Origin of the sequence: Rhodoferax lithotrophicus (genome assembly GCF_019973615.1) — a bacterium.
In the GTDB taxonomy this organism is placed as follows: Bacteria; Pseudomonadota; Gammaproteobacteria; order Burkholderiales; family Burkholderiaceae_C; genus Rhodoferax; species Rhodoferax lithotrophicus.
This window is the reverse complement of record NZ_AP024238.1, coordinates 1,788,243-1,802,448: the sequence shown is the minus strand read 5'-3', so window position 1 is coordinate 1,802,448 and position 14,206 is coordinate 1,788,243. Positions and strand designations below refer to the sequence as shown.

The 14,206-nt window shown below is 56.5% G+C and carries 11 protein-coding genes; 3 read left to right on the top strand and 8 right to left on the bottom strand.

Going from position 1 to position 14,206, the window contains the following annotated elements; all coding sequences use genetic code 11:
- Positions 1 to 3 precede the first annotated feature (3 nt).
- The 7 genes from LDN84_RS08310 to LDN84_RS08280 form a co-directional block, all read right to left on the bottom strand.
- Positions 4 to 159: a hypothetical protein gene (locus tag LDN84_RS08310; RefSeq protein WP_223911046.1), complete on the bottom strand. Its 156-nt coding sequence runs from the start codon at positions 157 to 159 to the stop codon at positions 4 to 6.
- 103 nt (positions 160 to 262) lie between these two features.
- Positions 263 to 2,089, bottom strand: coding sequence for a nitric oxide reductase activation protein NorD (locus tag LDN84_RS08305; RefSeq protein WP_223911041.1), 1,827 nt, complete (start codon positions 2,087 to 2,089; stop codon positions 263 to 265).
- Positions 2,089 to 3,066, bottom strand: a complete 978-nt coding sequence (locus LDN84_RS08300) for a 4Fe-4S binding protein (protein ID WP_223911038.1) — start codon at positions 3,064 to 3,066, stop codon at positions 2,089 to 2,091. Before LDN84_RS08300 ends, LDN84_RS08305 begins: the two co-directional genes overlap by 1 nt.
- A gap of 18 nt (positions 3,067 to 3,084) precedes the next feature.
- A complete protein-coding gene (locus LDN84_RS08295) occupies positions 3,085 to 3,873 on the bottom strand; it encodes a CbbQ/NirQ/NorQ/GpvN family protein (RefSeq protein ID WP_223911035.1) in 789 nt (262 codons plus the stop codon).
- A 10-nt stretch (positions 3,874 to 3,883) separates the two neighbouring features.
- On the bottom strand, positions 3,884 to 5,323 hold the full coding sequence (locus LDN84_RS08290; protein WP_223911030.1) for a cbb3-type cytochrome c oxidase subunit I: 1,440 nt from the start codon (positions 5,321 to 5,323) through the stop codon (positions 3,884 to 3,886).
- A gap of 36 nt (positions 5,324 to 5,359) precedes the next feature.
- The gene (locus tag LDN84_RS08285; protein WP_223911026.1) at positions 5,360 to 5,797 is read right to left on the bottom strand and encodes a c-type cytochrome; all 438 of its coding nucleotides are present in this window, start codon (positions 5,795 to 5,797) and stop codon (positions 5,360 to 5,362) included.
- Positions 5,798 to 5,862: 65 nt separating this feature from the next.
- Positions 5,863 to 6,126: a DUF2249 domain-containing protein gene (locus LDN84_RS08280; protein ID WP_223911021.1), complete on the bottom strand. Its 264-nt coding sequence runs from the start codon at positions 6,124 to 6,126 to the stop codon at positions 5,863 to 5,865.
- Between the two features lie 213 nt (positions 6,127 to 6,339).
- Here LDN84_RS08280 and LDN84_RS22870 point away from each other — a divergent pair, with 213 nt between their 5' ends.
- A complete protein-coding gene (locus LDN84_RS22870) occupies positions 6,340 to 7,596 on the top strand; it encodes an MFS transporter (RefSeq protein WP_255610508.1) in 1,257 nt (418 codons plus the stop codon).
- 22 nt (positions 7,597 to 7,618) lie between these two features.
- Positions 7,619 to 9,247 carry an MFS transporter gene (locus LDN84_RS22865; RefSeq protein WP_255610507.1) on the top strand — a complete coding sequence of 543 codons (1,629 nt, stop codon included), beginning with the start codon at positions 7,619 to 7,621 and terminating at the stop codon, positions 9,245 to 9,247.
- A 100-nt stretch (positions 9,248 to 9,347) separates the two neighbouring features.
- Here LDN84_RS22865 and LDN84_RS08270 read toward each other — a convergent pair whose 3' ends face one another.
- The gene (locus LDN84_RS08270; RefSeq protein ID WP_223911017.1) at positions 9,348 to 9,872 is read right to left on the bottom strand and encodes a hypothetical protein; all 525 of its coding nucleotides are present in this window, start codon (positions 9,870 to 9,872) and stop codon (positions 9,348 to 9,350) included.
- Positions 9,873 to 10,385: 513 nt separating this feature from the next.
- Here LDN84_RS08270 and LDN84_RS08265 point away from each other — a divergent pair.
- A complete protein-coding gene (locus LDN84_RS08265) occupies positions 10,386 to 14,198 on the top strand; it encodes a nitrate reductase subunit alpha (protein WP_223911015.1) in 3,813 nt (1,270 codons plus the stop codon).
- Positions 14,199 to 14,206: the final 8 nt, after the last annotated feature.

The window sequence follows — 14,206 nt, the reverse complement described above, 5'->3', positions numbered from 1 at the left end:
TGATCAACTCAAAGACAAGCAAAACCGCCCCATTGCACCCGGTTGCGGCACATCGGGCACACCCAAAATTTGTGAAAAACGGACACGATTGCCCACACCAAGAGCATCCAACGGATGATTGGCCTCGGGGGAGGTATGGGCGGTTGCACAAGAAGTCATAAAACAGCCCCGCATAATTAAAGATTCATTTTAAATGAATCTAATACAAATACCAGAAAGATGGTTACCTTCCTGTCAGCACTTGCCTTGCCGCCAGATGAGTTCACCGGCGTGACAGCGTGGCCCAGGCCTGCGTCAGTTGCCTGACCAGGTCTTGTGGTTTGTGCACCATGGCATAGCCGTTCTGACCAAACAGCATGGGCAGGTAGTCGTGGGCTTTTTCATCGATGGTGACGCAAAACGGGATCAAGCCCGCAGCGTGCGCCTCACGCACTGCCTGACGCGTGTCTTCCAGACCGTAGCGGCCTTCGTAAACGTCCAGGTCATTGGGTTTGCCGTCCGTCAGCAGCATCAGCAAGCGTTTGCGCTCGGGACGATGCGCCAATTGCAGGGAGGCGTGACGAATGGCCGCGCCCATGCGGGTGTAATAACCGGGTTTGACGGCCCCGACGCGGGCGCGGCTGGCATCACTCCAAGTTTCATCAAAGGTTTTCAGGTGCTGCATACGCACATGCTGCCTGCGCACCGAACTGAAACCCCAGATGGCGAACGGGTCACCCGCCGCATGCAGCGCCTCGCCAAACACAAACAGCGCGTCACGGATCACATCAATCACACGCGCTTGCGCCGTCGCGTAAGCATCGGTGGACAAAGACAAATCGGCCAGCAACAGGGTGGCCAGACTGCGGTCAAGCCGGGCCCGGCGTGTATAGATCGGTGGCGTGTCGCTGCAAGGCGTGGCAGCATCAAGCTGGTCGGCGTGAAAACGTACCCAGGCATCCAGGTCAACGTCATCCCCGCTATCCTGGCCATGCACGGCGCGTGGGGCATCGCGCAGGGTTTCCAGGCGGCGGCGCAGGCGCTTGGCCGTCTGACGCAGAGCTGCCGAGGGCATGAAGGGGGCGCAATGTTGCGCCTGCATCACCTGCACCAGGCAATGGTCTGGCTGCAATATTGCGCTCCGATAGTCCCATTCAGGCAGAGTTATGCCGGGGCCGACAGGCGTGTCGTCGGCGCTGCTGCTGGGCAAATCCAGGTCGAATTTGACGCGCGAAGCCAGCGTTTGCCCATCAGGGGCAACCGACAGCTTGTCCATGTCGTTGGCTGCGTTCAGGGCGTTGTCGTCTTCGTCGTCGTCCGTACTGCGGTTGACGTGAACCATTTCACTCCAGGACATCAGCGCTTCAGCGCGAAACGGCAACACCATGGCGTTGCGGCTTTGTTCATGGGAGATGGCCTGGGTACGGCGACGCTGCGTGTCCTTGAGTTCGGCCGGTTGCTGATGCGCTTCTGCAGCTTTGTGACTGGCCGGGCGATTTGTCGTGGCCATGGCACTGGTGCTCAGCCACAGCCAGACAGCAGCAACATCCTGAGGCAGACAGGCATACTGCGCATGGCCCTGCCCCATCAAGGCGGCCTGCACGGCAGCTTCCGCTTGCGCCGCCACCCCGTGCAAATGTGCCGGATCGGGGCGTTGCGCCAGGTGGGCCAGCAACAGTGCCTGGTATCTTGTGGCAAAACCAGGAAACTGCGCCAGCGCCGTTTGGCTCGCCATCAGGTTGTCGTTGATCCAGTCACCTTGATGGACAAAACATGCCGACAACATGGCCAGCCAAAGGTACAGGTCACGGTTGAGTTGCGCAGTGGCAAACACAGCCAGTGTGGCGGGGAGCGCCAACACATCCGGCTCCAGCTGGGCCGTGTCAGCACGTTGGCCGCTGCCCGCCAGCTTTTGCAACCAGTGCCGCTGACCGCCAACCGCCTGCATGGAGGCAGGGGTAAAACGCAGCGCGGTGGGGCCACCGGCAGCGCGGAAAAATATGCCAATGGTCTTTTGCATGTCCTGCAGTTGTACCGCCGCTCCGGGGTGATCCTGACGTGTCACCCTGGTGATGGTCTGGTGCCACCAACGTCCAACCATCTCTTCCATCAGTGCCGCTCCTCGTGCTCGTGTTCTTGCTCACGCTTGCGTTGGCGCAAGGTTTCACGCAGGGCCTCCACCCCCACTTGCCATTCCAGCGTGGGGGTGCGCTGCTGCGCTTGCTGGGTGGCATCACACGCCGTCAAACATTGGCCGCACTGCACACACGAAAACATCATGCGCTTGATGTTGCGCGGGTTCAAACGCATGGGGCAGGCGTTGTCACACGCAGAACCGCGCGGGGCATCGCAGGTTTTGCACTCACGCGCCCGCTCACGTGCAAACGCCACCACCATGCCTTTGGGGTTGGCCATCCAGGCCAGGCTTTGGAATAAACCCACAGCACAGCCAAAACGGCAAAACAAGTGGCGTGCAAACGCAAATTCCAGTGTAAAGACCGTGCTGGCAATCAGCAGAAATCGGGTTTGATTAGGTGTCAACGTGCCTTCAATCAAGCCCCCCCAAATCACGGTGGGCGGCAGCAGGTAGGTGAGCAAGGTGATGGCCCAAACAAACCCCATCAGGGCACAACTCAAACCAAACAGCGGCCACCAGCCTGCATTGGGGGCTGCACCTGGTCGGGGTGTGGGGCTTTTGTCCCAGATGCTCAGTTTGCCGCAAGCGCGGTGCAACAGTTTGTTGAGCATCTCGACCATCGAAAAGTGCGGGCATAACCATCCGCAATACAAACGGCCATAACGGTAGGCAATGCCCAGAAACACGGCCACCACCAACAAGCCGGGCACAAAGGCACGCCAGACAAGTTGCAGCGCAGCCTCCGTCGCGCTGATTTGTCCGTTGGCCAAGGCATCAATGCCCAGGGACCAACGTTGCCCCAAAAACCAGAGCTGGGTGTCACTCAAGTCAAAGCGCAACAGGTTGAGCGCCGGAGCCAGCACAAACAGCGTAAAAAAACCAATTTGAGTAGCCAGCCGCCACTGCTGCAATCGTGCAGGGGCTAGCTTGCTCGGCTTCGGCTGCTTCATGAGATGGCCGGGAATACGTCAGGCGGTATCGCCAAACAGCGCGTGTACCACTTCGGCCAGCGCCTGCGCCGTGGCTAGGTCGTCAGTCAGCGCATCAATGATGGCAGCTTGGCAAGCAAGCTGCAACGGCAAACCCGATGCCATCAGCCTCCCTGCAGACACCAGCAAGCGCGTGCTGGCGGTTTCTTCCAGGTCATGCTCTGTCAGCGCACGCAGGGCTTTGGCCAATTGCACCAATTGTTTGGCCTGTGCCTCGGAAATACCTGCCTCGTTTTGCACAATACCCACCTCGACCTGCGAACTGGGGTAATTCATGCTCAGGCTGACAAAGCGCTGGCGAGTGCTTGGTTTGAGCCCTTTGAGCAGATTCTGGTAGCCAGGGTTGTAAGAGATCACCAGCATGAACTCTGGCGGTGCCGCCAGTTCCTCACCGGTGCGCTCAATCGGCAGAATACGCCGGTCATCGGCCAGCGGATGTAATACCACCGTGGTGTCCTTGCGCGCCTCCACCACCTCATCAAGGTAACAGATGGCACCCATCCGCACGGCGCGGGCCAGTGGCCCGTCCGACCAGTGTGTGCTGCCGTTGCCAATCAGAAAGCGCCCCACCAGATCAGCGGCACTCAAATCATCGTGGCATGACACGGTGACCAGAGGTCGCTTCAGGCGTGCTGCCATGTGTTCAACAAAGCGGGTTTTTCCACATCCTGTAGGGCCTTTGATGAGCAACGGCAATTGCTGCTGCCATGCGTGCTCAAACAGCATACATTCACCGGCCTGCTCTGCATAGAACGGAATAACTGACATACACAAGCGCTTAGACAGCCCGTACCCGGCGATGCAGGGTACCGTTAGGCACACTCACTTCGTCTTCATCCGCACCGGGAGCAGCAAAGAAGCTGTACAGATAGTTCAGCAGCCCAAGCAGGAAACCGACACCACCCGCCACCCGCAACCAGTAGAAAAAGCGCAGTTGATCCTGTGTGGCCATAAACGACATGGCACCTTCGGTAGGTATGCGTTGCAACCAGACTTGCAAAATACCCGCACCCGTCAGGGCCAGCACCATCAAGCCCATGCTGATGGTCATAATCCAAAACGACCACATCTCGAAATTTTGCGCACGACGGCTGTTGGCCTCACGGCCCCGCAAGGTGGGCATGGCGTAGCTGATCATGGCAATCACCACCATCACGTACGCACCATAAAACGCCAGATGACCGTGTGCGGCAGTAATTTGTGTGCCATGGGTGTAGTAATTGATGGGTGCGAGTGTGTGCATGAAGCCCCACAGACCAGCGCCCAAAAATCCCACGACCGAGCAACCCACGGCCCACAACAGCGCAGCCTGGTTGGCATGGTCGCGGCGGCGGCGCTGCACCATATTGAAGGCAAACACCGTCATCATGAAGAAGGGGATCGGCTCCATGGCAGAGAAAATACTGCCCACCCACAGCCAGTAACCCGGCAAGCCAATGAAGAAGAAGTGGTGGCCGGTACCCAAAATGCCGGTAATCAATGCCATGGCAATGATCACATACAGCCATTTGTCGATCACTTCACGATCCACGCCTGTGGTCTTGACCAATACAAACGCCAGCAAGGCACCCAGAATCAGTTCCCACGTACCTTCCACCCACAGGTGCACCACAAACCACCAGTACATCTTGTCGCGCACCAGGTTGTCGGGGTTCACAAAGCTGAACAGGAACATCAGCGCCAGGCCCCACAGGCCCATCAGCAGCACCAGAGAAATGCTGGTCTTGCGGCCTTTGAGCACGGTCATGCTGATGTTGAAAAGAAAGCCCAACGCAACAATCACAATGCCCACCTTGGTCGGCAACGGCTGCTCCAGAAACTCGCGCCCCATGGTGGCTAGCAACTCATTACCGGTCAACTCTGCCAACTTGGCATAAGGCACCGCCAGGTAACCAACGATGGTCAAGGCACCAGCCACCAGAAACACCCAGAACAGCACCATGGCCAGTTTGGGACTGTAAAGCTCAGTCTCAGCTTCTTCGGGTACCAGGTAATAAGCCGAGCCCATGAAGCCAAACAGCAACCAGACGATCAGCAGGTTGGTATGCACCATGCGGGCCTGGTTGAACGGGATGTACGGAAAGGCCAGATCACCAATGACATATTGCAGTCCCAGGGTAATGCCAAAAATGATCTGGGCTGTAAACAGCGCCAAGGCAGCCACGAAGTAGTACTTCGCAACCCCTTGGGACTTGTATTTGAGAGTTATCGCTTGCATGGAATGTTCCTTGTGTATTCAGTTCTGCTTGAACGATCAGCCTTCGATATTGGGTGGCCAGTTTTCGGTATTGACATTGCCGGTCCAGCGCAAAAACTCCACCAGATCATTCATCTGCTGTTCCGTGAAGTTGAACTGCGGCATCTGGCGACGCCCAGGTATGTGGGTCGGCTGGGCGGCAATCCAGGCCTTGATGAAATCGGGGCCACGGCGCTTGTAGACATTACCCAGCTCCGGCGCAAAGTAGGCACCTTCACCCAACAAGGTATGGCAGCCGATGCAATTGCGTGTTTCCCAAAGATGCTTGCCACGTACCACGGATGGGTTGATGGCTTCGACATTGGATCGCTGCGGAATTTTGTGTTCGCTGTCAAAGATCAGTGCCGCGAAAACAAAGATAAAGAAAACCGACCCGCCATAAAACATGTTGCGGGCCATCTGCTTGGTAAAACCACTGGCTTTGACTTGGTTCATTACATGGGACTCCTGTGAAGTAAGTATTGAAACGACATGCGGATACGCTCACTAGCTCCTGGTCATCAATCCACACATATGAAGTCAATCACGATCGCGCCAGGTTCACGCTGAACGTATTGAATCGACACCGCGTTGCCATAACGTGCATTGAGCTGCTGCAGCAAGGGAATCGGGTCATGGTCATTACAAAAGCGCATGGTTTCACCAGGCCGCAACGCGTCCAGTGCGCCAAAAATAGCGGCATGGCGGAACCGTTTGGCCACACCACGGGCATCAAAAGGGTAAATCGCATCAAGGGTCACGTGACCGGTTGCACAAGATGTCATAGGTTATTTCTCGGTAAATATTAAAACATTCATGTTATATGAATCAAATAAGAAAAAACTTAACCTACGTCAACTTTCACCCCATATAGTTCTTCAGAACTAGCTGAGTCCAGACACACATAGTTCTAGAGAGCAGGCAAAACCGTTCCACAGAGGGATACCCCAACCCACAGGCAAAACCTACAGTCTTGGCAACCAAAAGGAGTTTTTGAAATGACCAAGAAAGGGCAAGCCCTGTCTGTGCTGATCGTCAGCACCTTCGCCTTCACCGTGTGTTTTATGGTGTGGATGATGTTTGCAGTGATCGGCATTCCGATCAAAAAAGCGTTGGATCTCAACTCAACCCAGTCCGGTTTGTTGATGGCCATGCCAGTGCTGACCGGCTCGCTGATTCGCGTGCCGCTGGGCATCTGGACAGACAAGTTTGGCGGGCGCATTGTGTTTGCCGTGTTGATGACCTGTACCGTGCCCGCCATCTGGATGATGACTTACGCCACCGCCTATTGGCACTACCTGGTGATTGGCCTGTTTGTCGGCCTGGCAGGCGGATCGTTCTCGGTGGGCACGCCTTATGTGGCCCGCTGGTTCCCCAAAAAACAGCAAGGCTTTGCCATGGGTATCTTCGGCATGGGGAATGCTGGCTCGGCAGTCAACAAATTTGTGGCCCCCGCTCTGGTGGTGGGTTTTGGCTGGACCATGGTGCCCAAGGTGTACGCCATGATCATGTTGGGCACGGTGATTCTGTTCTGGTTGTTTTCACACAGTGACCCGGCCCACCACGCCGCCAAGCAGGTGCCCTTCTTGGCACAACTCAAAGCCCTGAAAGACCCCACCGTCTTCAAATATTGCCAGTACTACAGCATCGTGTTTGGCGGCTACGTGGCCTTGTCGTTGTGGATGGTGCAGTACTACGTGGGTGAGTTTGGTCTGGATATCCGCACCGCCGCTTTGCTGGCCGCCTGTTTCTCATTACCCGGCGGTGTCTTGCGTGCCGTGGGTGGATGGCTGTCTGACAAATACGGTGCACATTCAATGACCTGGTGGGTGTTGTGGATCAGCTGGATCTGCCTGTTTTTGCTGAGCTACCCGCAAACCGACCTCACCATTACAACGGTAAGCGGACCGCAGACTTTCCATATCGGGCTGAACGTTTATTTATTCACCATTCTGATGTTCACCCTGGGGGTGGCCTGGGCCTTTGGCAAAGCCAGTGTCTTCAAGTACATCAGCGATGACTACCCCCACAACATTGGTGCCGTCAGCGGCATTGTGGGTCTGGCCGGTGGCATGGGCGGCTTCTTGTTGCCCATCATGTTTGGCGGCTTGATGGATCTGACCGGTATCCGCTCCAGCGCCTTCATGCTGATGTACGGTGTGGTCTGGGTCTCGCTGATCTGGATGTACTGGACCGAAGTGCGCAACAAAGACTACATGGGCTCCCGGGCGAAAGCCACTGCCCTGCAACACTGATTTTTCCAACTTGAAAGAACCTATGAGCACTCCAAAAGCATCGGGCGCTGACATCGCCACCTGGCAACCTGAAGACGAAAAATTTTGGGAAAAAACCGGTAAAAAAATTGCCTACCGCAACCTGTGGATCTCCATTCCAAGCCTGTTATGCGGCTTTGCCGTCTGGGGCATGTGGGGCATCATCACGGTGCAAATGCTTAATCTGGGCTTTCCGTTCACTCAGGCGGAACTGTTCACACTGACCGCCATTTCAGGCCTGGCGGGGGCCACCATGCGTATTCCTGCATCATTTTTGATTCGCATCGCAGGTGGTCGCAATACCATCCTGGTAACAACGGCCATGCTGTTGGCCCCGGCGATTGGCACCGGCATCGTGTTGCAGCACAAAGAATGGCCACTGTGGACCTTTCAACTGATGGCCCTCTGGTCAGGTGTGGGTGGCGGCAATTTCGCCAGCTCCATGTCCAACATCAGCACCTTCTTCCCCAAGCGCCTGCAAGGTACCGCGTTGGGATTGAATGCGGGTCTGGGCAATTTTGGCGTCACCACCATGCAAGTGGTGATCCCACTGGTGATGACCATGAGTTTGTTTGGCAGCTGGGGCGGTGAGTCCATGGCGCTGGTGAAGGACAGCGGCTGGATTTTCGGAAAAATCGCCGCAGGCACGCCCACCTGGATTCAAAACGCGGGCTTCGCCTGGGTGTTGTCCCTGGTGCCGCTGTCCGTTTTGTGCTTTTTTGGCATGAACAACCTGAAAACAGTGTCCCCCAACACCGGCAACCTGGTGGTGGCCTTCTTCAAAATCACCTGGCTCTACACCTTGTCGTTTGTGCCCGCAGCGGTGGGCTTGTACTTGTACCTGCCCAAGCCGACCGGGCTGGGCTTGCTCAACATGTGGCTGGCCATGCCGCTCATCATTGTGAGCAGTTTGATGGTGCTCAAAGTCACCGCGTTTGGTGAGATGAAAGACAACATCACCAAACAATTCGCCATTTTCAGCAACAAACACACCTGGGTTCTCACCGCGTTGTATTTGGTCACTTTTGGCTCCTTCATTGGTTTTGCTCTGGCCCTGCCCTTGGCCATCACTGTGATTTTTGGGGTTAACCACATTCCAGATGCCAACGGTGTCATGCAGCACACACTGAAAAATCCGAATGCACCGTCGGCCTTGACTTACGCCTGGATCGGGCCTTTTGTCGGCGCATTGACACGCCCCATCGGCGGCTGGATCTCGGACAAAGTGGGTGGCTCCATCGTGACTCAAATCATCTCGGTGATCATGGTCGGTGCCTCGGTAGGTGTGGGTTACGTGATGATGCAAGCCTACGGTTCGGCCACGCCTGAGCAGTATTTCTCCACCTTCATGTGGTTGTTTGTCTTGCTGTTTGCCGCCACCGGTGTCGGCAATGGTTCCACCTTCCGTACCGTGGGCATGATTTTTGACCGCCAGCAAGCTGGCCCGGTACTGGGCTGGACTTCCGCCGTGGCGGCTTACGGTGCTTTCATTGCCCCAGTGGTGATCGGTGCGCAAATCAAGGCGGGCACACCCCAAACCGCCATGTATGGTTTTGCCATCTTCTACGCCCTGTGTCTGGTGCTGAACTGGTGGTTTTACCTGCGTGCAGACTCAGAAATCAGGAACCCTTGACCAACGCAGCGTTGGCCTGTGCTGCGCTCACCCGGCTTGATGTTGATTTTTTCAAAATTGATAGCTGTCTACGCATGCTTTATAAGCACCACAGGCCAATTTAACTCACCATGTCAACAGGTGCAGTGTCTCGCATCCACTGCCGCAGTCGGGTCAGGTCATCCAAGTCAACCACTTCGCCCAGGCTGCCATCATCTTGCACGATCTTGAAACGCTGGGCATCCTTGGTCAAAAACAGCAGCTTGCTGTAAGTATTGGACTGATGCCTTGCCTTGCGGTTGGCATCCTTGAGAACATGCTTGGTTTCTACCAGCCGAATCATGGGTTCCTCACCAGGCTCATGCTGTAAGCACACCACAAAGTCGGGGTAAAACATGTTGCGGCTATCTGCGCGCATCCAGGCAATGCTGTAGGGCTTAGCCAGAGGGTTGCGATGCCACCAGGCCACAAAGTCAGCACGATCAAGCGCCTTGGCAAACGCCAACTCCTGGGTGTTGAACTCATAAGTGGCATCCAGCCGTGCCGTACTGAACCCATCTCCCACTGGCCGGTTGTGTGCATCCTGCGCAAACACATCGATTTCGTTCTTGAGCACAGCTTGTGCTGACCAGCACGATGTTGGCATTCAACGCCGCATCACGCTCCATGGCGCTGGACTCCCAATAAAGCCCAAGCTTTTGCTTGGTCAGGTGTTCGGTGAGCAGGCGGCGCAGTTGAGGCGCGCTCATTTACGCCAGGTTTTGCAGCAGGTTGGTGTTTGAGATCATGTCTGGTTACTATCTAATTTATAGCTTCTTACGCAATAAATACGAGCGCTAGAAGCTCATTTATCCAATAAATATCGGCTTACCCAAACCTGCTTCTGCACTCCAGCTTGCAAGCCTTGCCCTACACACCTAGTTCTTACGAACTACCCGGGTGAACACGTTCCTAGTTCTACAGAGCTGCGAGAACTGTACCTTAGAAGGATAGCCACCAGCAGGCGCCAAACCTACAGTGATGCCATGCCCAAGCAGCACGTTCCGGCGGAAATTGGACCCCAGCCTTCATCCGTTTTTACTACATTTTTAATAGCTACTTACTCATACGAAATAAGCGCTACAGCCTGTTTTTATATGAATTTTTTAAGAGGACACCCATGAGCCACTTTCTTGATCGACTCACTTATTTCTCACAACCCAGAGAATCCTTCTCGGGTGAACACGGCGTCACCACCGGTGAAGACCGCACCTGGGAAGCCGCTTACCGCGACCGCTGGGCACATGACAAGATCGTGCGCTCCACCCACGGTGTGAACTGCACCGGCTCATGCTCCTGGAAGATTTACGTCAAAGGCGGCATCGTCACCTGGGAAACCCAGCAAACCGACTACCCCCGCACCCGCTGGGACATGCCCAACCATGAACCCCGCGGCTGCGCCCGCGGTGCCAGCTACAGCTGGTATTTGTACAGTGCCAACCGCGTCAAATACCCGATGGTGCGTGGTGGTCTGCTGAAACTCTGGCGCGAAGCCCGCCAAACCCAGGCTCCGGTTGAAGCCTGGGCCTCGATTGCCCAATCTGATGCCAAGCGCAAGAGTTACCAAACCCAGCGCGGCATGGGTGGTTTTGTGCGCTCGGGCTGGGACGAAGTCAACGAGATGGTGGCTGCAGCCAACATCTACACCATCAAACAACACGGGCCTGACCGCATCGTTGGCTTTTCGCCTATCCCGGCCATGTCGATGGTGTCTTACGCCGCCGGCAGCCGCTACCTGGGGTTGATTGGTGGCGTGCCGATCAGCTTTTACGACTGGTACTGCGACCTGCCCCCGTCCAGCCCGCAAGTCTGGGGCGAGCAAACCGACGTGCCCGAGTCGGCCGACTGGTACAACAGCAGCTACATCATTGCCTGGGGTTCCAACATCCCGCAAACCCGCACGCCCGATGCTCACTTTTTCACCGAAGTGCGCTACAAAGGCACCAAGACCGTAGCAGTCACCCCCGACTATTCGGAAGTGGCCAAACTGTCCGACATCTGGATGAAGCCCAAACAAGGTACCGATGCCGCCGTGGCCATGGCCATGGGCCATGTGATTCTGAAAGAGTTCTACTTTCCGGACAAGGGTGAGCGCAGCACCTACTTTGACGATTACGTGCGCCGCTACACCGACATGCCGATGCTGGTGATGCTCAAAGAGCAAACCCTGCCCAGCGGTGAAACCATCATGGTGCCGGATCGCTATGTACGTGCCAGCGACTTCAATGGCAAGCTCGGCCAAGCCAACAACCCCGAGTGGAAAACCGTGGCGCTGGACATGAGTGGCAAAGTGGTGCTGCCCAATGGTGCCATTGGTTTCCGCTGGGGCCCAGACGGCCGGGCTGATGCCGGCCAATGGAACCTGCAAGCCAAAGAAGCCCGCCATGGCACCGATGTCAAGCTCAAACTCACGGTGATGGAAGGTGATGCTGCCAGCAGCGAGACCGCCAAGGTCGGTTTTCCCTACTTTGGCGGCATCGTCAGCGAACACTTCCCCAACAACGCCACCGGTGATGCAGCCAACAATGTGCTGGTGCGCACCGTGCCGGTGCAACGTATTGCACTCGGCAAAGAAGGTGACCAGCGTGAGGCCTTGGTGGCCACCGTGTTTGACCTGCAAGTGGCCAACTACGGCGTGGCCCGCGGCCTGGCGGGTGAAATGGCGGCCAAGGATTTCAACGACGACACGCCCTACACCCCAGCCTGGCAGGAACGCATCACCGGCACACCCCGTGAACAGCTCATCACCGTGGCGCGCCAGTTTGCTGAAAACGCCGACAAAACCCATGGCAAATCGATGGTGATCATTGGTGCTGCCATGAACCACTGGTTCCACGCCGACATGAACTACCGCGGTGTCATCAACATGCTGATGATGTGTGGTTGTATTGGTCAGTCGGGTGGCGGCTGGGCGCACTATGTGGGCCAGGAAAAACTGCGCCCGCAAACCGGCTGGACGGCGCTGGCCTTTGCGCTGGACTGGATTCGTCCGCCCCGGCAAATGAACGGCACCAGCTTTTTCTACGCCCACACCGATCAGTGGCGTTATGAAACCGTGGGTGTCGATGAAATCCTGTCGCCGCTGGCCGACAAAACCAAATTTGGCGGCAGCATGATCGACTACAACGTGCGCGCCGAGCGCATGGGTTGGTTGCCCAGTGCACCGCAACTCAAGACCAACCCACTGCAACTGGTGCGTGATGCCGCAAAGGCCAACTTGGAGCCCAAGGACTACCTGATTCAGGGCCTGAAAGACGGCAGCCAAACCATGAGCTGCGAAGACCCGGATCACCCCAACAACTGGCCACGCAACATGTTTGTCTGGCGCTCCAACATTCTGGGCTCCAGCGGCAAAGGCCACGAATACTTCATGAAACACTTGCTGGGCACCACCCATGGTGTGCAGGGTAAAGACTTGGGCGCTGAAGAAGGCCGCCCGAAAGAGGTGGTGTGGCACGACCAGGCTCCCGAGGGCAAGCTCGATCTGGTGGTGACGCTGGACTTCCGCATGAGCACCACCTGCCTGTACTCGGACATCGTGCTGCCCACCGCCACCTGGTATGAAAAGAACGACATGAACACCAGTGACATGCACCCGTTCATTCACCCCTTGAGTGCTGCCGTCGACCCAGCCTGGCAGTCGCGCAGTGACTGGGAAATCTACAAAGGTTTTGCCAAGAAGTTCAGTGAGCTGTGTATTGGTCACCTGGGCGTGGAGCGCGACATGGTGCTCACCCCCATCATGCACGACTCGGCTGGCGAGCTGGCGCAACCTTTTGGTGTGCAAGAGTGGAAAACCGGCGAGATTGACCTGATTCCCGGAAAAACTGCCCCCAGTTTCACCGTGGTCGAACGTGATTACCCCAACGTCTACAAGCGTTTCACCGCGGTGGGCCCACTGATGAACAAGATCGGTAATGGTGGCAAAGGCATCAGCTGGAACACCCAGGTTGAGGTCAAGCAACTGGGTGAACTCAACGGCCTGGTCACCGATGCGGGCGTGACCTGCGGCATGCCCAAGATCGAGAGCGACATTGATGCCTGCGAAGTGATTCTGCAACTCGCCCCCGAAACCAATGGCCACGTGGCGGTGAAGGCCTGGGAAGCCCTGGGCCAACAAACCGGACTGGACCACACCCACCTGGCCATCCACCGCGAAGACGAAAAAATCCGTTACCGCGACATTCAGGCACAGCCACGCAAGATCATCTCAAGCCCCACCTGGAGCGGCATCGAGAGTGAAACCGTGTCGTACAACGCCGGTTACACCAACGTGCACGAGATGATTCCATGGCGCACCCTGACCGGGCGTCAGCAGTTCTACATGGATCACCCATGGATGAATGCGTTTGGTGAGGGCTTCAGCAGCTACCGGCCACCGGTAGACCTGAAAACCACCCACGGTATCCAGGGTGTCAAGCCCAACGGCAACAAGGAAATTGCGCTGAACTTCATCACACCGCACCAGAAATGGGGTATTCACAGCACTTACAGCGACAACCTGCACATGTTGACGCTCAGCCGTGGTGGCCCGATCGTGTGGATCAGTGAAGACGATGCCAAGGCCGCAGGCATTGTGGACAACGACTGGATCGAGCTGTTTAACCTGAACGGCGCGTTAACCGCCCGTGCGGTGGTCAGCCAGCGTGTGCGCAACGGCATGTGCCTGATGTACCACGCCCAGGAAAAACTGGTCAACATCCCCGGCTCTGAAATCACCGGTGGTCGTGGCGGCATTCACAACTCGGTGACCCGCATTGTGCTGAAACCGACCCACATGATTGGCGGCTACGCCCAGTTCAGCTACGGTTTCAACTACTACGGAACCATTGGCACCAACCGCGACGAATTCGTGGTGTTGCGCAAGATGAACAAGGTGGACTGGCTGGACGACGAAGGCTCGGCCAGTGAACCCGCAGCCACCCACGCTTAAGGAGAAAT

What these genes read in the sequence shown, in the direction of transcription:
- LDN84_RS08310 (WP_223911046.1), bottom strand. Translation starts at nt 159, where the DNA reads ATGACTTCTTGTGCAACCGCCCATACCTCCCCCGAGGCCAATCATCCG.
- LDN84_RS08305 (WP_223911041.1), bottom strand. Translation starts at nt 2,089, where the DNA reads ATGGAAGAGATGGTTGGACGTTGGTGGCACCAGACCATCACCAGGGTG.
- LDN84_RS08300 (WP_223911038.1), bottom strand. Translation starts at nt 3,066, where the DNA reads ATGAAGCAGCCGAAGCCGAGCAAGCTAGCCCCTGCACGATTGCAGCAG.
- LDN84_RS08295 (WP_223911035.1), bottom strand. Translation starts at nt 3,873, where the DNA reads ATGTCAGTTATTCCGTTCTATGCAGAGCAGGCCGGTGAATGTATGCTG.
- LDN84_RS08290 (WP_223911030.1), bottom strand. Translation starts at nt 5,323, where the DNA reads ATGCAAGCGATAACTCTCAAATACAAGTCCCAAGGGGTTGCGAAGTAC.
- LDN84_RS08285 (WP_223911026.1), bottom strand. Translation starts at nt 5,797, where the DNA reads ATGAACCAAGTCAAAGCCAGTGGTTTTACCAAGCAGATGGCCCGCAAC.
- LDN84_RS08280 (WP_223911021.1), bottom strand. Translation starts at nt 6,126, where the DNA reads ATGACATCTTGTGCAACCGGTCACGTGACCCTTGATGCGATTTACCCT.
- LDN84_RS22870 (WP_255610508.1), top strand. Translation starts at nt 6,340, where the DNA reads ATGACCAAGAAAGGGCAAGCCCTGTCTGTGCTGATCGTCAGCACCTTC.
- LDN84_RS22865 (WP_255610507.1), top strand. Translation starts at nt 7,619, where the DNA reads ATGAGCACTCCAAAAGCATCGGGCGCTGACATCGCCACCTGGCAACCT.
- LDN84_RS08270 (WP_223911017.1), bottom strand. Translation starts at nt 9,872, where the DNA reads ATGCCAACATCGTGCTGGTCAGCACAAGCTGTGCTCAAGAACGAAATC.
- LDN84_RS08265 (WP_223911015.1), top strand. Translation starts at nt 10,386, where the DNA reads ATGAGCCACTTTCTTGATCGACTCACTTATTTCTCACAACCCAGAGAA.